Genomic DNA, 17,209 nt, shown 5'->3' with positions numbered 1-17,209 from the left:
CTCAATATTGCCTTGATTTATATCGGCCGAAAAAATCTTAATAAATCAAGTTTTATTAAAATCTCTCCAAAATGACACAAAACAAGAACCTATTAAGTTCATTTACTGGCAAGGCAAATCTGCTATTGCTTATTAGCCTTTTCCTTACAGGAAATATACTGGTTAAAGCCCAGAATGATGTGATGCTCCAGGCCTTTTACTGGGATGTGCCCGTTGACGCCCAAAATAAAAAAGGATTGTGGTGGAACAATCTCACCAACAAATCATTTGACTTTAAAAACTGGGGGATTACCGGAATATGGATCCCATCTCCCGCTAAGGGCAATTGGGGTATTTATGATATGGGTTATGGCATTTATGACCATTATGATCTTGGTAACTACAATCAGAAAGGCAGTATAGAAACCCGCTTTGGGAGCAGAAGTGAGCTTGAGAACATGATTTCAGCAATGCACGACGTATCGCAGGGTAAACCTAAAGTAAATGTATATGCCGATATCATTCTCAACCACATCTATTCATCTGACGAAGACGCCGAAATAAATCCTGCTGTGAAACAATACGTTTTCGACGAAGCTTTCCGCAACGGGCAACAATATGTTCCATATCCTACAAACGAAATTACTTGGGTGATACCAAATGCCACCGCAGGCGATTACTTTATTAAGTTTAAAGGATATTATTTGGACTTCAACGCATCTCACCAATCCAGAGCGTATGACATACAAATTGACTATAACAACTCCGGTTTCAACAGCACATACACCTGGGAAACAGAGCCAAATAATGGAGGAGGTCATTACAACACGTTCCCTGGTTCAGGACAAACAGTAAGAGCTTTCATCAATTATCAAGACGATATTGATGAATTTAAAGTGACTGCCCCGGGCGGAAAAGATATCATCATTAAACTAACATCCCGCACAGAATCTGGTAGCAACTGGAACTGGGGAGATCAAACAAGGGGCTACTACCCATTCGAGATATGGCATAACGGGCAGAATCTTGCCACCACTCAACTAAAAGCTTATACCAACACCGGACTCTCATTCCCTGCCAAAACTGGAGCCGGAGAGCAAAACTGGACATGGAACTATACTCATTTCCATCCTGTTGATGAGTTTGACTGGCTGGGGGACTGGGGTGCAGGTGATGAAATCATTACAAATACCAAAGGCTTTGGTAACGACCTGAACACTTTTAGTTCTATTGTGCAGCAGCGCATGAATGAATGGGGCACATGGCTCTCTGATGTAATAAAATTTGACGGATACCGTCTTGATTTCGTGAGAGGCTTTCAAGAATCCTATGCCGCCTCATGGATTAACAGCCTACCACTGATTAACGGCAGTCAACGCTTTATTGTTGGTGAATATTGGGGCTCTGCTGCCAGCATTAAAAACTGGGTTAACAACATTGCATCGTATGGTGCTGATACTGACGCCTTTGACTTTCCATTAAAAGCTACATTAACCGATATGTGTAATGGTGATGCAAATTTTAATATGAACTGGCTAAATCATGCCGGACTAATTAGAAACAACAGTGGCAATAGTTTACCCGGCACATCGGTTGTTACTTTTCTTGAGAACCATGACACTGGAAAAGAACACGACAAATGGGTTACAAAAGACTGGCATCTGGGCTATGCTTATCTACTGACTCATGAAGGTCGTCCCTGTCTTTTCTATCCACACCTCTATGGCGTTACCCTGCTCGACAATCATGATGCATCCCACCAGGTAAATATTCCCGGATGGCTTCAGGCCGAAATTGTAAAACTCATACACGTTAGAAGAACATATCTTAACGGAACCATTTCGGTGTTAAGCCAAAACGGAAACCCTTACCCCGCCGCCAATACGCATGATGTATATGTGGCTCGCCGTCAGGGCAACGGCACAAAGGATGGTGCTATAGTGGTAATTAACAATTCGACCACAACCAAAGGCTTATGGGTAAATGCAACACCATCGGGATGGTCAAACTGGAGCAATAAATCACTTGTTAACGCGTTCGATAACTCTCAAACAACTCAGGTATACAGTGATGGACGTGTGTGGGTTGAAGCGCCTGCCAGAGGCTATGCGATTTATGTACTCTCAACTGACTACACACCTTACGATCTGCTGAAAAATGCAGTAAATTTTGAGTTGAATGATGAACTTAATGCAGAAATTAATGAATCAGAAATACTCGTTTATCCAAATCCGGTAAAGAAAGGAATGCCTGTTACCGTTTCCGGAAACTTTACAGGCAAAGTGAATATACAGCTATTTGACAGCACAGGACGACTTGTTGGCGAACAAACAAAAGAAACACTACCGGGGCAGAAAATCCAACTAAATGCCGAACTAACCAGTAATTGTTTTGGCACATACATTTTAAAAATTAATAGCAAGGATTACTACACAACCACTTTGCTTAAATATCATTAATATCTAAATATCATAACAATAAACTACTCCCTGTCCATTTCCCCCGGTCAGGGAGTTTTTTTTTCATAATCAACTCACCCAAAGATATTTTCAACACATAAAACTATTATAAAGAATTTTAACTATTTTTCCTGAGTCAAAAGATAATATTGATTAAGCATTTGAAATCATCTTTCAAATAAAAGCAGCATTATCCCAGATAACAATGTTTCAAACATCATAATAAAAAGTAGCAGCATGCCCATTAATCTCCTTAACCGACTAATCGGCTTATTTATTTCCGAAGCCGATGAAAAATCGGATATGGACTCCAAGTCCAAATCTCTCGTTTTAAACTTTGCAAGCTTTGCATTTACAATGATAGTGCTGGCCGAAGGCATTTGGTCCCTGGCCGTGGAGCGTGTTGAACTGGCTATTCCCTTTTTGTCGCTCAGTTTTATTCTGGCTTTAAGCCATCTCTATTTGAGAAAATTCAACGGCACATTTCCGCAAAGTCTTTTACTCTTTATTGTGTTTATCTCCTGCTCATTTTTTATAATGTTTGGAGGTAATACCGGGCTTGGCATTGTGTGGTCTGTACTTTTCCCATTTTATGCCACAGCGCTCAAAGGGCGGGGCACAGGAACTTACTGGTCTGTCTCTCTCGTATTAATAATGGCGTTACACATTTACCTGCTTCAGGATTTTGGTTTATTCTTGCAATACTACTCAATGCAAACGGGTATCTTCTTTATTGTAATATATCTGGTGGCGTTTCTGACTGCATTTGCTTTTCAGTTCATTCGCTCCGAAGTGCTTCTCGAGAAGGAACGCATCATCCTCGACATACAGAACAAAAACAATGCACAGGAGGATTTGCTGTCGCGTTTGTCGCACCAGATACGCACACCGCTTAGCAACATCACGGGCATTCTGGATATTCTTGAATCAACCCCAATGACCGAAGAGCAGAAAGATTATATCAATACCATTCATGCTTCAGCCAACAATCTAGTAAGCGTGGTGAATAATCTGGTGATGGCTTCAAAATCAGGCATAAACGACAACAACGAGCAAAAGAGTTTCAATCTGTACGACACCCTCAACAATGTGCTTCGTCTTTTCCCGTATGAGAATTCAAAAGTGCGTTTTAACCTGTCACTGGCACCGGATATTCCCTCACAAATAACAGGCAACAGTATTAAAATCAAACAAATACTGCTTAATCTCATCAACAGCATTGTGAGGCAAAACAGCAGCAATCAGAAACACATCACACTGGAAGTGAGAAGGGAAGAGAGCATGCCGGGCAGGGTGGAACTAACCTTCAGGCTCATAAGTGACTTTATCTACGCTTCGGCAAAAAGCGACACACACTCAGGTGAAAGCTTCTTTAACTATCAGGATCTGATAAAGCTAAACGCTGGAAAAATAATTAGCATCCTTGATTTGGGCATCACCCAAAAGATGATTGAAGTAGATGGCCACACCTTAAATATCATTCCAAAACCCGATGCCACCATCTTTGAATTTGGCGCCAGTTTTAAAAATGCCTATAACAATGATGATAGCGCTGCGTATGTTGAATCTCCGCGCATAGCAAATAATATCTTTAAAACAAAAGTTGAGCTTGCCGATGCACACATCCTTCTGGTTGAAGACAACTTCAGCAACCAACAAATCATCAACCTATACATCAGAAACGATGTAAAGAAAATTGACTTTGCATCTAACGGAAAAGAGGCTCTGGAGAAGTTTGGAACCGTAAAGTACGATTTGATTCTCATGGATGTGCAAATGCCGATAATGGATGGATTCAAAGCCACACAGAAAATTCGCGAACTCGAAAAAAGTACCAATACACATGTGCCTATTATTGCTGTCACAGCCAACGCTTTCCCCGAAGATAAAGAGCGATGCATGACTGCAGGCATGGATGACTACATTAGTAAGCCATTTCAGCCGGATGAGTTGCTGCAAAAAATTAAAAAACACCTCACGTGCTAACCCCTGTAAATTAATCTATGCCACAATCATTACCAGCTAAACTCAATTTTTATACACCCTTAAGTAGTACTTAGAGGCTTAAAACCGATTACAAGGATGTCATCCACCTGTTCGTGAGTTCCTTTCCAATCTTCGAGTTTCTGATGCAGAATGGCCTTCTGGTCGTCAGGCTCCAATCCATGGATGTTCAGCAGTAGATGTCGGAAGCGTCTGTATTTGAATTTTTTCATCTCATCACCCCCAAATTGGTCCACATAGCCATCGGTAAAGAGATATACCACATCATCTTTCTCAAGGGAGATGCGTGTTTCGGTGTATTCAGGCACCATCCCATCGGGTAGTCGTCCGATAGGGAGACGGTCGCCTTTAAAGGTTTGCATTTCATTGTTTCTAACCAGATACAATCCATTAACTGCACCTGAAAAATCCATTGTCTGATTATTACGATCAATCACAAGCAAGACCATATCCATGCCATCCTTAATGGCATCCTGACTTACAGGTGAATGATCATTCTGACGCAAGGTGTTATCCAGTTCACGGCTTAGTAGCTTTAATATTGTGGAGGGCGAATCCACTCCTGAGCTCACAATGATATTCTTAAGCAAATCCATGCCTATGATTGACATAAAAGCGCCAGGAACCCCATGACCCGTACAATCCACTGCAGCCACAAACAACTTGTCCTGGCGTTCACATAACCAATAAAAATCACCGCTAACAAGGTCACGCGGACGGAAGTATATAAAAGAGTGGGAAAAATGCAACCTGAATACCCTCTCAGTAGGAATCATTGCCGACTGAATCCGGGTGGCATAGTTGATGCTGTCGGTCAGATTCTGATTAATTAAAGCGAGTGCTTTTCGTTGCTCTTCAAGCCGCTGCTTATCGATACTCTTTTCGGTAAGTGACCGGTTTGCCTTTTTATAATGTCTGATACGGTAATTCACAAGCATCTGCATCACAAACACAATTACCAAAAGATAAAACGCATAGGCATAATTGGTCATCCAAAGCGGCGGTGTGATAATGAGGGGCAACTCATACGGCTGATTGTTCCAGGTAAAATCGTTGTTTGCCGCCATTATGCGCAGGGTATACTGACCGGGCGTGAGATTAGAAAAAGCAACCGTATTGCTGGTGGTCACCGGTCGCCAATCTTTATCATACCCCTCAAGCATAAGCATATAGCTGTTCTTATGCGGTTGGGTAAATTCAAGTGCTGTATAACTTACCTCAAGCATCATGCCCGGTCTGAACTTGAGTTTCAACTCTTCCAGACGTCCATTTTTTAGTGGTTCACAATCGCCTCGCTTACACACCGAAATATCGGTGAGCGCTACTCTAGGACGATACAGGTTCACCCGGATGGAGTCTGGATGCAACCAACACAAGCCGTTTACACTGCCAAAAAGCAATTCTCCATCCGAAGAACGGAAACCGCTGCCTATATTAAACAGCTCTGCTGGCAATCCATCTGTATTGTCAAAACTCCTGACAACTCCATCAACAGACAACATTGAGATGCCACGACTTGAACTAACCCAAACGCGTCGCTTATCGTCAGTCATCACGCTGGCTATCATCTCATTACTCAATCCGGAAATCGGCTCTATCGAAGTTAAGGTGTCATCGCCAAAACTTAACACGTTGAGTCCGGCGCGTGTACCTATCAATAGTCTGCCAGTCTGATCACATGAGAGCGAGAGTACCTGTTCATTGAATACCTGCTTTCCATTATTGAGTTCAACGGCAACAATTTTGCCTGTTTTAGGGTCATAATAGTTTACTCCTCCTGTTGAGCCTATCCAAATCCTACCATGCATGTCAATGGTCAATGCATTTATTTCATCCGACAGCAAACCATCAGCACCATTACCCTTGAAGTAACTGGTCATTCGGCCATTGCGCAAAGAGTAAAGTCCGAATTGCGTGGCTAGCCACATGGTGCCGGTACTATCCGATATAATTGAGTTTATCCTGTTATTGCGCAAAAGCGTTGCAAACTTCATATCATAACCGTAATGAAACTCGCGCACAGCTGTGCGGTTTTGATCCAGAATATACAAACCGGAGTTGGTTCCTATCCATAAATTGCCAACGCTATCCTCATAAATGCTCTCCACAGCATCGTCTCTATCTCTGAAGGTCTGCTGGTTTATAATAAAGTGTCGTAAAGTACCCCGGCTTCTGTCAATTTCATATAAACCGGAATTCAGTGTGCCCGCCCACACTTTGCCTGACCTGTCGGTTATAACAGATCGGATATTATACGACTGCAATGGCCACTCCCTTTCATCACCTTCTCCAATAAACGAGAAAACCGGTGGATTGGCATTGACTTTAAACAATCCTTTAAATCGTGTGCCAACCCATATTAAGCCTGAGGAATCTTCAAAAATACAGGTAACCTCATGCGGAACAATTGAAGTCAGGTCAAATCGCTTCATAACAACGGGCTGATGGGCAAATTGCTGAGGAATAAAACTCTCCAGACCTCTGTTGGTGCCAATCCAAATGCGCCCCAACCTATCGCTGCAAATGGCATTAGCCGACAATGTTCCGCCATGATGATTGCGGGCAGCAACCATCATCATAAAAACACCTGGTTCAAAATACCGCAATCCTGATTTGGTGGCAGCCAAATACTTCCCACGCCCTAACTGTTGAATCTCATACACCGGATCCAAACACTGCTCGCCCGAATAGCCTGATGTGTGTATGCGCTCAAAGAGGCCGCTGTTTTTATAGAATCGATTTAGCCCGTCGCCCGTGCCCAGCAGAAACGTGGAGTCAGATTCTTCCACTATGTCGAAACGAACCGCCTGGGTTGGCTTAAAAACGTTTGCGTAATGACCATACGATAGAAAATCACCAGTTTCAACACGAAAACGGCTCAAATATTTCTCGGTCTTTACCCATACCGAACCATCTCTTGATATATGAAATGCATAAACACCATCCTCAGGCAGTGAACCTGCGTTGCGCTTGTCGTGTCGATACTGAGTAAAACGTCCTGTTTCGCGGCTTAATACACTAATACCACGGTTACGTGTTCCTACCCATATATTGCCAAAGCCATCTTCGGCAATGGCAACAATTCTGTTACCTGATATGGCGTCATTTTTAGATGCATCATATCTGAACACATCAAAACGGTATCCATCATATCTGTTTAACCCATCTTCCGTGCCTATCCACAGAAAACCGCGGCTATCCTGAAAAACAACATTAACAGAACTATTTGACAGACCATCAGCTATGGTAAATTGTTGCACCGAAGAAACAGAGCCCATCAGTGGGGCTTGAATTCCTGCAATTAAAAAAATAAAGGTAAATACTAAAGACAAATGACCTGGCACAACAATCTGTTTAATTTATTTTCACAAATATGCTAAAATAGCGAGTAGCAACAAACTAATAAACACCAAAAATAAAACCCCTTCCAAATGATTACGAAAGGGGTATTTGAATGTTTCATCTGTTATGGTTATTCTACAAAGTCTGTTTTCTCAATAAACCAATCAAGTGTATGCGATGTGGGGCGCTCGAGTGGCAAGCCGTACATTCGATCCCATATAAGTGAAGTGAGCACGCCCAATGCTCTGGAAACGCCAAAAAGCATGGTATATATTCCAAACTCTTTAATGCCGTAACTGTATAATAAGCTTCCGGATATGGCATCTACGTTTGGATAGGGATTCTTAACCTTTCCGGTAGCTTCCAAAATTCCGGGTACCACCTCATATATTTTTCTAACCAGCTGAATCAATGGCGCATCGGGAATGTACTTATTGGCAAAATTGAGTTGTTCGGTAAATCGCGGATCTGTTTTCCGTAAAACGGCATGACCATATCCAGGAATTACCCGCCCTTGCTCAAGTGTGTTAAGGGTGTATTCGCGAATCTGTTCCTCGGTTGGCGTTTCTGTACCTATATCCTTTATAAGCCTTTGCAGCCAGTGCATTACCTCCTGATTGGCCATCCCATGCAATGGGCCAGCCAAACCGTTCATACCGGCCGAGAAGCTATAATATGGGTTTGACAAAGCAGTGCCAACCAAATGCGTGGCATGTGCTGATACGTTACCACCTTCGTGATCGGCATGAAGCACCATATAGAGCCTCATCAATCGTTTTACCTCCTCACTCTCAAAACCCATCATGTGCGCCAGGTTTCCGGCCCAGTCTAAATTGGGATCCGGCGATATGTACTTTTCATCATGATAAACCCGGCGATAAATATACGCGGCTATTACCGGCAAACGGCTGATCAAATCCATTACCCCTTCATACATCGGATCCCAGTAGTCCTTCTTATCCATTCCATCCATATAAGCCTTGCGGAAATGCGATTGGGTACTCATGGCCAAAATTGCCGTGTTGAACTGAATCATAGGGTGGGCACTTTTGGGCAAGGCATTTATCACATCAAAAGCATGCTGCGGAATACCCTGCGCCCTGCGACTCCACTCTTTTGATATGAAATCCACATCGGTTTCTGAAGGAATCTCTCCTACCAGCATCAAATAAAACAGACCTTCTGGTAAAGGCTCGCCACCTTCATGAAGCTTTGGCAGTTTTTCGCGCAGTTCGGGAATCGAATAACCCCGGAAACGTATCCCCTCAGCAGGGTCTAGTTTGGATGTATCGGTGAGCAAGGCAACCATTCCCTTCATTCCGGAAATCACCTGCTCCAACGTGACATTTTGAATGACAGCATCTCCCTTTTCGCGAATAAGCCGCTTTAGTAACTCCGCTTTAGGACGGCCTACCTCGATTAACTTCTGTTTTACATGATCCATCTTGAAATATTTTTTATATCGATATGATTAGTAGAATATTTTCACATATTTTAAACAGCTTCACATATTTTTTGTTCGATAAAACAACTGCTCATTTAACAGAAAAACTGTTGAAATAGGATTATAAGATACAAAAAAAGCTGTCCCGAAAAGAATCAGGACAGCTTTTTTTTTATAAGAATGGTTCCGAATTACTTCTTAACCACTTTTTTATATCCATAGATGGCAGATTCGCCAAGTTCTTCTTCGATGCGAAGCAGTTGGTTGTACTTAGCCATACGGTCTGAACGGCTCAAAGAACCAGTCTTAATCTGACCACTATTGGTAGCTACAGCGATGTCGGCAATGGTTGAGTCCTCAGTTTCGCCTGAACGGTGTGAAGTAACTGAAGTATAACCTGCGCGGTGAGCCATCTCAATAGCATCCAAAGTTTCGGTAAGTGTACCAATTTGGTTCACTTTGATAAGGATAGAATTGGCAGCATCCAGTTCGATACCTTTTTTCAGGTACTCTACGTTGGTAACAAAAAGGTCATCACCAACCAACTGACATTTGTGGCCAAGGGTTTTATTCAAAAGCACCCAACCATCCCAGTCACCTTCGTGGCAACCATCTTCAATGCTGTCGATAGGGAATTTTTCAACCAATTCAGCAAGGAAAGCAACCTGCTCGGCACGGCTTCTTTTTGCACCTTTAGGACCTTCAAATTTAGAATAGTCGTAAATGCCATCTTTGTAGAATTCAGAAGCGGCACAGTCAAGCGCGATAGAAACCTGACCACCCTCTTCAAGACGTCCTGGTTTGTATCCGGCAATTTCTATAGCCTTAATGATGCTGTTCAATGCATCTTCAGTGCCGTCCAGCGCAGGTGCAAATCCACCCTCGTCGCCTACAGCAGTGCTAAGGCCACGGTCATGAAGTACTTTTTTCAATGCATGAAACACTTCAGCACCCATGCGAAGACCTTCGCGGAAACTTGTAGCTCCTACAGGACGAATCATAAACTCCTGGAACGCGATGGGCGCATCGGAGTGAGAACCACCATTGATGATGTTCATCATAGGCACAGGCAATGTTTTGGCATTGGTGCCCCCAATGTAACGGTAAAGTGGCAGACCTGAATACTCAGCAGCGGCTCTGGCTACTGCCAAAGAAACACCTAACATGGCATTGGCACCCAACTTACTTTTGGTTTTGGTACCATCCATTTCGAGCATTTTGCGGTCAACAGCTACCTGATCCAAAGAGCTCATACCAACGAGTGCAGGCGCAATCACGTTATTCACGTTATCTACGGCCTTCAAAACACCTTTTCCAAGGTATCTTTTTTTGTCGCCATCGCGAAGTTCGAGCGCTTCATTTTCTCCGGTAGAAGCACCACTCGGAACGGCAGCGCGTCCCATAATTCCGCTTTCAAGAGTAACCTCAACTTCGATGGTTGGGTTTCCGCGAGAATCCAAGATTTCGCGTCCGTGGATGTTTGCAATTAATCCCATAGTACTAGTTATTTATGATAAATATGTTTGCAATTAAAATAACACGACTCCGGTCTAATAAATGGTACCAGAAGCCTTCAATCCATGGTCTCATAAAAAAAGGATAAAGACATAGCGGCTTTATCCCTTTTTCAAGATTTATCTAAACAGACATCTTAATTTGTCTGTCACTATTCTTCACTCTTTTCTGCTTCAGTAGCTGATGTTTCAGCTTTAACTTCGGCAGGTTTTGAAGCCGCTACAGCGCTCTCTTCTTTCTTTCTGGTACGGCTGCGACGCGTCGTTTTCTTCTTGTCGTCAGCTGCTGCTCCTTTGGCTGAAAGCATGTTCTCATTGTAGTCAACCAGTTCAATGTAGCACATTTCTGCGGCATCACCCAATCGGTTACCTAACTTAAGTATGCGTGTATATCCTCCGGGACGGCCAGCTACTTTTTGAGAGATTTCTCTGAACAACTCAGAAACAGCCTCTTTGTTTTGCAGATAGCTGAATACAATTCTACGTGAATGTGTGGTATCATCCTTTGAACGATTGATCAAAGGTTCTACATACATTCTAAGTGCTTTGGCTTTAGCCACCGTAGTTTTGATCCGCTTGTGCATGATTAGCGAAGTTGCCATATTGGCTAACATCGCCTTTCTGTGCGAGCTGGTTCTTCCCAGGTGGTTGATTTTCTTTCTATGTCTCATCGCTAATTATTCCTTGTCTAATTTATACTTAGAAATATCCATACCGAAACTCAGGTTTAGATTTACAAGTAGATCATCCAATTCGGTAAGAGACTTCTTACCAAAGTTTCTAAACTTCAATAAATCATTTCGGTTGTACTGAACCAACTCTCCAAGAGTTTCCACATCAGCAGCTTTCAGACAGTTAAGCGCCCTTACTGACAGATCTAAGTCAACCAGCTTGGTTTTTAACAACTGACGCATATGTAATACCTCTTCATCAAACTCTTCATTTCCAAACTTCTCATCCGAATCGAGTGTGATTTTCTCATCGGAGAATAACATGAAATGATAGATAAGTATTTTGGAAGCCTCTTTCAGAGCGTCTTTTGGATGAATAGAACCGTCGGTAGTGATATCCAAAAGAAGTTTTTCGTAGTCGGTCTTTTGCTCTACACGGAAGTTTTCAACTGCATACTTCACGTTACGAATAGGCGTAAAAATCGAATCTATGGCAATGGTACCAAATTCCAAATCGGAACTACGATTCTCTTCAGCCGGCACATAACCTCTTCCCTTGCTGATGGTTAGAGTAAGTTGCAGGTTGACTTCGGGATTCATCCGGGCAATAACCAACTCAGGGTTCAACACTCTGAAATTCGTCATTGAACCGTTGAGCTCTTCAGCCTTGAATTGCTCTTTGCCAGTAACGGAGATGGTAACTCTTTCGCTATCACCACCTTCAACCACCTGCTTAAAGCGAACCTGCTTCAGATTCAGAATAATCTCGGTAACATCATCAACCACACCCGGGATACTGGAGAACTCATGATCCACGCCTTCAAACTTAACGGTGGATATTGCAAAACCCTCCAGTGAAGAGAGCAAGATTCTTCTTAAGGCATTTCCAACAGTAATACCATATCCTGGCTCAAGAGGACGAAATTCGAAACGACCGAACTTGTCATCAGCATCAAGCATGATAACTTTATCAGGTTTTTGGAACGCTAATATTGCCATAAGAATAAATTATTTAGAGTACAATTCTACGATCAACTGTTCTTTAATATTTTCAGGTATTTCGGATCTTTCAGGAGCATTAAGGAACTTACCAGTCATGGTATGCTGATCCCACTCCAGCCACGAAAATTTATGAACACTTGAACTTGCTGCAGAGGCATTAATAACCTCCAGAGATTTTGATTTTTCTCTTACACCAACCAACTGACCGGCTTTAAGCAGGTAAGAAGGAATGTTTACCACAGAACCATCAACAGTAATGTGACGGTGAGATACAAGCTGACGGGCAGCCGCACGTGTTGGTGCAAGACCCAGACGGAAAACGGTGTTATCCAATCTTGATTCGAGAAGGGTTAGCAATACCTCACCGGTAATACCCTTACTGCGGTTAGCTTTTTCAAACAGGTTACGGAACTGCTTTTCGAGGATGCCATAGGTGTACTTGGCTTTCTGCTTCTCTTTAAGCTGTTGTCCGTATTCGCTTGTTTTCTTCCTACGGTTTACACCGTGTTGTCCAGGTGGATAGTTCTTTTTCTCGAAGTATCTGTCTGGGCCGTAAATTGCTTCTCCAAATTTACGGGCAATTTTAGTCTTTGGACCAATATATCTAGCCATTCTACTAAATTTTTGATTTTAAATTTTTGATTTTAAAAATTGAATATGACAGCCGCAAGATTATAGAAGGAAGGTTGAAGTATAACCTACCAGTATTCAAAATTCAAAACAAAAACTTATGGTTAACAACTAGTTACGGAATTATACCCTTCTCCGTTTTGGGGGACGACAACCGTTGTGAGGCATTGGAGTTACATCCATAATTTCGGTCACTTCGATTCCGGTGGAATGAATTGAACGAATTGCTGACTCACGACCGTTACCGGGTCCTTTTACATACACTTTCACTTTGCGCAATCCCAGGTCGTAGGCTACCTTAGCACAATCTGCTGCAGCAGTCTGCGCGGCATAAGGGGTGTTCTTCTTAGAGCCACGGAAACCCATTTTACCGGCGCTTGACCAGGAAATTACCTGACCATTTGAGTTGGTAAGGCAAACGATGATGTTATTGAAAGACGAATGAATATGCGCCTGTCCAAGTGCATCAACTTTTACAACTCTTTTCTTTTGTGTTCCTGCCTTTTTTGCCATGTTTCAATGATTATTTACCAGCTTTCTTTTTGTTTGCAACGGTTTTCTTCTTCCCTTTACGGGTACGTGCATTGTTCTTGGTCGACTGACCACGAACCGGTAAACCGATACGATGACGGATACCTCTGTAACAACCGATATCCATCAGTCGTTTAATGTTCAATTGAACTTCGGAACGCAGCTCACCTTCGGTTTTGAGAGTCTTACCAATCAACTCACGCACGGCGGTTATCTGGTCGTCGTTCCATTCTTTTACTTTCATGTTGACATCCACACCAACTTCATTCAAAATAGAAGTTGCCTTGCTCCTGCCAATACCATAAATGTAGGTCAGTGCAATTTCACCTCTTTTATTGCTGGGGATATCTACTCCTGCAATTCTTGCCATATTCTAAATATTTATCCTTGACGTTGTTTAAACTTTGGATTCTTCTTGTTAATCACATATAAGCGACCTTTACGCCTAACGATTTTACAATCGGCGCTACGCTTTTTGATTGATGCTCTTACTTTCATCGGTTTAATATTTGATGGTTAAAGCCAGTCGTTTGTTTCTGTTACGTTGTTCCGATACTATTGTACTAAACCCGTAACCAATTTCAAATTACTGTGATTATTTATACCTATAACTGATTCTTCCTTTGGTCAAATCATAAGGTGACATCTCCACCTTTACTTTGTCTCCGGGAAGTATTTTGATATAGTGCATACGCATTTTACCGGATATGTGAGCTGTGATCACATGTCCGTTCTCCAACTCCACGCGAAACATGGCGTTGGACAGGGCTTCAATGATGGTGCCGTCTTGCTCGATCGAGGCTTGTTTAGCCATAAGTGATTCTTTATTTTTTTAAGACTGCAAAGTTAATACTTCTTCTACAAATTTAAAACTGGATAATACATCTGCTTCACTTTTTCCTACAGCAATAGTGTGTTCAAAATGAGCAGAAACGCTTTTATCCACTGTTGAAATGGTCCATTTATCTTTCTCAAGAACAATCTGACGCTTTCCAAGGTTAATCATTGGCTCTATTGCCAGTACCATTCCTTTGCGGAGTTTCACGCCATAGCCTCTGCGTCCGTAGTTGGGTACTTCAGGTGCTTCGTGTAGGTTTCGGCCAATTCCATGACCTACCATCTCACGTACAACCGAATATCCCAAACTCTCACAATGATTTTGAACAGCAAACCCAATATCTCCCATCCGCTGACCTTCCACAGCCATTTCTATGGCTTTATAAAGCGATGCTTTTGTGGCTTCGAGTAGTGCTTTGATTTCTGGTTTAACCTGCCCTACTTCAAAAGTATAGGCGCTATCACCATAAAATCCGTTTAGCAACACACCACAGTCAATTGATACGATATCTCCCTCTTTAAGAGGTTGATTATTCGGTATGCCGTGAACCACCTGTTCGTTAACAGAGGTACAGAGTGTGTTCGGGAATCCCTGATAATTCAGGAATCCCGGAACACCTTTATTGTCCCTGATATAGGTTTCAGCAATTTTATCCAGTTCAAGCGTAGTAACACCAGGTTTAATGACTTTAGCCAATTCTCCAAGCGTTCGTGCTACCAAAAGATTACTCTCCCGTAGCAACTCTATCTCCTCATCAGTCTTTAAATAAATCATGCTGTTACTTACACCAGATTAATATACAGCAGCGCCACCGCCGGTGCGACCTTTAATACGACCTGATTTTAACAAGCCGTCATAGTGTCTCATCAACAAGTGACTCTCTATTTGTTGAAGCGTATCGAGTACAACACCAACCAGAATCAATAGTGAAGTACCACCATAAAACTGAGCGAAGTTCTGTTCTACACCTGCCATCATCGCAAATGCTGGTAATATCGCTACAAAAGCCAGGAAAAATGAACCTGGTAGTGTAATTTTTGACATTACAGAGTCAAGAAACTCAGCAGTTTTTTTACCGGGCTTAACACCGGGAATAAAACCACCGTTACGTTTCATGTCGTCAGCCATCTGTGTTGGATTGATGGTAATAGCGGTATAGAAATAAGTAAACAGGATAATTAGCAGTGCAAAAGTAAAATTATACCAGAACCCGGTAAAATTCGCAAATACGGCTGCAAAACCTGTCGCTGTTTCGCTATCCACAAAACCTGCCAGAGTAATAGGAATAAACATGATAGCCTGAGCAAAAATGATTGGCATAACACCGGCAGCATTCACCTTTAAAGGAATATACTGACGAACGCCGCCATATTGCTTGTTACCTACAATGCGTTTGGCATACTGAACGGGTACCCGGCGGGTTCCCTGCACCAATAAGATAGCGCCTTCGAAAACGAAAAACAGTACTACAAACTCAATGAGCAACATAACCAGACCACCACCTTCTTCCAAACGGGAAACAAACTCGGCGAATAGTGCAAAAGGTAACTGGGCTATAATACCTATCATGATGATAAGGGAGATACCGTTTCCGATACCCTTATCCGTGATACGCTCACCCAGCCACATTACAAACATACTTCCCGCGGTCAGGATGATAGTAGAAGTAATGGTGAAACTCCATCCGGTTGTAACGAAAGCAGAATCAGGTAATTGTGCGTAAAGGTTAGCAATGTATCCGGGTGCCTGGAACAACAGAATAACGACGGTCAAATACCGTGTTATCTGATTGATTTTGCGGCGACCGCTTTCACCTTCGCGCTGCAGCCTTTGAAAGTAAGGAATGGCAATTCCCAACAGCTGAATTACGATGGATGCGGAGATGTAGGGCATAATACCCAACGCCATGATTGAAGCGTTGGCGAATGCTCCTCCGGAAAACATATTAAGCAATCCCAATACACCCTGACTCGTTTGTTCTGCCAGGCTCGACAGTTGATTTGGATCGATCCCGGGTAGAACCACAAATGAACCCAAACGGTAAATCAACAGAAATCCGAGGGTGGTAATGATTCTGACTCTAAGATCTTCGATCTTCCAAATGTTACGGATGGTTTCGACTAGTTTCATCAAATTACAGTTTTACAACGGTTCCCTGAGCTGCTTCAATTGCTGCCTCCGCTGATTTGGAGAAAGCATGGGCTTTCACTTCTACTTTGGCGCTGATTGTTCCTTTACCTAAGATTTTAACCAGGTCGTTCTTGTTGACCAAACCGGCTTCCATCAGGTTTTCGGGAGAAATCACACTCCATCCGTTCTTCTCTACCAGGCCCTGAAGAACCTCAATGTTAATAGATTTGTATTCTTTACGGTTAATGTTTTTGAATCCAAACTTAGGGACCCGTCTTTGAAGGGGCATCTGACCACCTTCAAAACCGATTTTCTTTGAGTAACCTGAACGGGATTTGGCACCTTTATGACCACGTGTGGAGGTACCGCCGTGTCCGGAACCGGTACCACGACCAATACGCTTGTCGTGGTGGGTTGATCCTGATGCAGGTTTTAACTGATTAAGTTCCATATCTTTAATTGAAAATCTGCGTTAAAACAATTATTTCTCAACACTCAAAAGGTGCTTTACTTTATCTACCATACCTAAAATTTGGGGGGTAGCTTCATGTTCTACGGTGACGTTAAGTCTTTTCAGACCCAGGGCCTCCAATGTCTTTTTCTGACGACTGGTAGCACCGATCTTACTTTTAACCTGAGTAACTTTTATCTTAGCCATTTTACTT

Annotated in this window: 16 protein-coding genes; 2 read left to right on the top strand and 14 right to left on the bottom strand. The window is 42.6% G+C overall.

All coding sequences use genetic code 11. The features are described 5' to 3' along the window. The first annotated feature begins 71 nt into the window (after window positions 1–71). Both ALKIM_RS18345 and ALKIM_RS0111530 read left to right on the top strand, forming a co-directional pair. On the top strand, window positions 72–2,438 hold the full coding sequence (locus ALKIM_RS18345) for a T9SS type A sorting domain-containing protein (RefSeq protein ID WP_084555870.1): 2,367 nt from the start codon (window positions 72–74) through the stop codon (window positions 2,436–2,438). A gap of 237 nt (window positions 2,439–2,675) precedes the next feature. Further along, on the top strand, window positions 2,676–4,424 hold the full coding sequence (locus tag ALKIM_RS0111530; protein ID WP_026474792.1) for a response regulator: 1,749 nt from the start codon (window positions 2,676–2,678) through the stop codon (window positions 4,422–4,424). Between the two features lie 59 nt (window positions 4,425–4,483). Here ALKIM_RS0111530 and ALKIM_RS18340 read toward each other — a convergent pair whose 3' ends face one another. The 14 genes from ALKIM_RS18340 to rpmD form a co-directional block, all read right to left on the bottom strand. Further along, entirely contained in the window at window positions 4,484–7,720 is a 3,237-nt protein-coding gene (locus ALKIM_RS18340) for a two-component regulator propeller domain-containing protein (protein WP_044117906.1), read from the bottom strand. A gap of 194 nt (window positions 7,721–7,914) precedes the next feature. Then, complete coding sequence (locus ALKIM_RS0111520) at window positions 7,915–9,228, bottom strand: citrate (Si)-synthase (protein ID WP_026474791.1); 1,314 nt, start codon at window positions 9,226–9,228, stop codon at window positions 7,915–7,917. A 191-nt stretch (window positions 9,229–9,419) separates the two neighbouring features. Beyond that, window positions 9,420–10,724: a phosphopyruvate hydratase gene (eno, locus tag ALKIM_RS0111515; RefSeq protein WP_026474790.1), complete on the bottom strand. Its 1,305-nt coding sequence runs from the start codon at window positions 10,722–10,724 to the stop codon at window positions 9,420–9,422. 170 nt (window positions 10,725–10,894) lie between these two features. Next, complete coding sequence (gene rplQ, locus ALKIM_RS0111510) at window positions 10,895–11,413, bottom strand: 50S ribosomal protein L17 (RefSeq protein ID WP_026474789.1); 519 nt, start codon at window positions 11,411–11,413, stop codon at window positions 10,895–10,897. 6 nt (window positions 11,414–11,419) lie between these two features. Continuing rightward, window positions 11,420–12,412, bottom strand: coding sequence for a DNA-directed RNA polymerase subunit alpha (locus ALKIM_RS0111505; protein WP_026474788.1), 993 nt, complete (start codon window positions 12,410–12,412; stop codon window positions 11,420–11,422). A 9-nt stretch (window positions 12,413–12,421) separates the two neighbouring features. Further along, window positions 12,422–13,027, bottom strand: a complete 606-nt coding sequence (gene rpsD / locus ALKIM_RS0111500) for a 30S ribosomal protein S4 (RefSeq protein WP_026474787.1) — start codon at window positions 13,025–13,027, stop codon at window positions 12,422–12,424. 141 nt (window positions 13,028–13,168) lie between these two features. Next, window positions 13,169–13,558: a 30S ribosomal protein S11 gene (gene rpsK / locus ALKIM_RS0111495; protein WP_026474786.1), complete on the bottom strand. Its 390-nt coding sequence runs from the start codon at window positions 13,556–13,558 to the stop codon at window positions 13,169–13,171. Window positions 13,559–13,568: 10 nt separating this feature from the next. After that, entirely contained in the window at window positions 13,569–13,946 is a 378-nt protein-coding gene (rpsM, locus tag ALKIM_RS0111490; RefSeq protein ID WP_026474785.1) for a 30S ribosomal protein S13, read from the bottom strand. An 11-nt stretch (window positions 13,947–13,957) separates the two neighbouring features. Further along, complete coding sequence (ykgO, locus tag ALKIM_RS19645) at window positions 13,958–14,074, bottom strand: type B 50S ribosomal protein L36 (RefSeq protein ID WP_015361145.1); 117 nt, start codon at window positions 14,072–14,074, stop codon at window positions 13,958–13,960. A 97-nt stretch (window positions 14,075–14,171) separates the two neighbouring features. Continuing rightward, window positions 14,172–14,390, bottom strand: coding sequence for a translation initiation factor IF-1 (gene infA, locus ALKIM_RS0111485; protein WP_026474784.1), 219 nt, complete (start codon window positions 14,388–14,390; stop codon window positions 14,172–14,174). Between the two features lie 18 nt (window positions 14,391–14,408). Then, window positions 14,409–15,188: a type I methionyl aminopeptidase gene (gene map, locus ALKIM_RS0111480; protein ID WP_026474783.1), complete on the bottom strand. Its 780-nt coding sequence runs from the start codon at window positions 15,186–15,188 to the stop codon at window positions 14,409–14,411. An 18-nt stretch (window positions 15,189–15,206) separates the two neighbouring features. Next, a complete protein-coding gene (secY, locus tag ALKIM_RS0111475; protein WP_044117905.1) occupies window positions 15,207–16,544 on the bottom strand; it encodes a preprotein translocase subunit SecY in 1,338 nt (445 codons plus the stop codon). A gap of 4 nt (window positions 16,545–16,548) precedes the next feature. Further along, window positions 16,549–16,995 carry a 50S ribosomal protein L15 gene (gene rplO / locus ALKIM_RS0111470; protein WP_026474781.1) on the bottom strand — a complete coding sequence of 149 codons (447 nt, stop codon included), beginning with the start codon at window positions 16,993–16,995 and terminating at the stop codon, window positions 16,549–16,551. 30 nt (window positions 16,996–17,025) lie between these two features. Further along, a complete protein-coding gene (gene rpmD / locus ALKIM_RS0111465; RefSeq protein ID WP_026474780.1) occupies window positions 17,026–17,202 on the bottom strand; it encodes a 50S ribosomal protein L30 in 177 nt (58 codons plus the stop codon). Window positions 17,203–17,209 lie beyond the last annotated feature (7 nt).

The organism is Alkaliflexus imshenetskii DSM 15055, assembly GCF_000517065.1.
Taxonomy (GTDB): Bacteria; Bacteroidota; Bacteroidia; order Bacteroidales; family Marinilabiliaceae; genus Alkaliflexus; species Alkaliflexus imshenetskii.
The sequence above is the reverse complement of the archived record's forward strand: the minus strand, read 5'-3'. Positions and strand labels throughout refer to the sequence as shown.

What these genes read in the sequence shown, in the direction of transcription:
- ALKIM_RS18345 (WP_084555870.1), top strand. Translation starts at nt 72, where the DNA reads ATGACACAAAACAAGAACCTATTAAGTTCATTTACTGGCAAGGCAAAT.
- ALKIM_RS0111530 (WP_026474792.1), top strand. Translation starts at nt 2,676, where the DNA reads ATGCCCATTAATCTCCTTAACCGACTAATCGGCTTATTTATTTCCGAA.
- ALKIM_RS18340 (WP_044117906.1), bottom strand. Translation starts at nt 7,720, where the DNA reads ATGGGCTCTGTTTCTTCGGTGCAACAATTTACCATAGCTGATGGTCTG.
- ALKIM_RS0111520 (WP_026474791.1), bottom strand. Translation starts at nt 9,228, where the DNA reads ATGGATCATGTAAAACAGAAGTTAATCGAGGTAGGCCGTCCTAAAGCG.
- eno (WP_026474790.1), bottom strand. Translation starts at nt 10,724, where the DNA reads ATGGGATTAATTGCAAACATCCACGGACGCGAAATCTTGGATTCTCGC.
- rplQ (WP_026474789.1), bottom strand. Translation starts at nt 11,413, where the DNA reads ATGAGACATAGAAAGAAAATCAACCACCTGGGAAGAACCAGCTCGCAC.
- ALKIM_RS0111505 (WP_026474788.1), bottom strand. Translation starts at nt 12,412, where the DNA reads ATGGCAATATTAGCGTTCCAAAAACCTGATAAAGTTATCATGCTTGAT.
- rpsD (WP_026474787.1), bottom strand. Translation starts at nt 13,027, where the DNA reads ATGGCTAGATATATTGGTCCAAAGACTAAAATTGCCCGTAAATTTGGA.
- rpsK (WP_026474786.1), bottom strand. Translation starts at nt 13,558, where the DNA reads ATGGCAAAAAAGGCAGGAACACAAAAGAAAAGAGTTGTAAAAGTTGAT.
- rpsM (WP_026474785.1), bottom strand. Translation starts at nt 13,946, where the DNA reads ATGGCAAGAATTGCAGGAGTAGATATCCCCAGCAATAAAAGAGGTGAA.
- ykgO (WP_015361145.1), bottom strand. Translation starts at nt 14,074, where the DNA reads ATGAAAGTAAGAGCATCAATCAAAAAGCGTAGCGCCGATTGTAAAATC.
- infA (WP_026474784.1), bottom strand. Translation starts at nt 14,390, where the DNA reads ATGGCTAAACAAGCCTCGATCGAGCAAGACGGCACCATCATTGAAGCC.
- map (WP_026474783.1), bottom strand. Translation starts at nt 15,188, where the DNA reads ATGATTTATTTAAAGACTGATGAGGAGATAGAGTTGCTACGGGAGAGT.
- secY (WP_044117905.1), bottom strand. Translation starts at nt 16,544, where the DNA reads ATGAAACTAGTCGAAACCATCCGTAACATTTGGAAGATCGAAGATCTT.
- rplO (WP_026474781.1), bottom strand. Translation starts at nt 16,995, where the DNA reads ATGGAACTTAATCAGTTAAAACCTGCATCAGGATCAACCCACCACGAC.
- rpmD (WP_026474780.1), bottom strand. Translation starts at nt 17,202, where the DNA reads ATGGCTAAGATAAAAGTTACTCAGGTTAAAAGTAAGATCGGTGCTACC.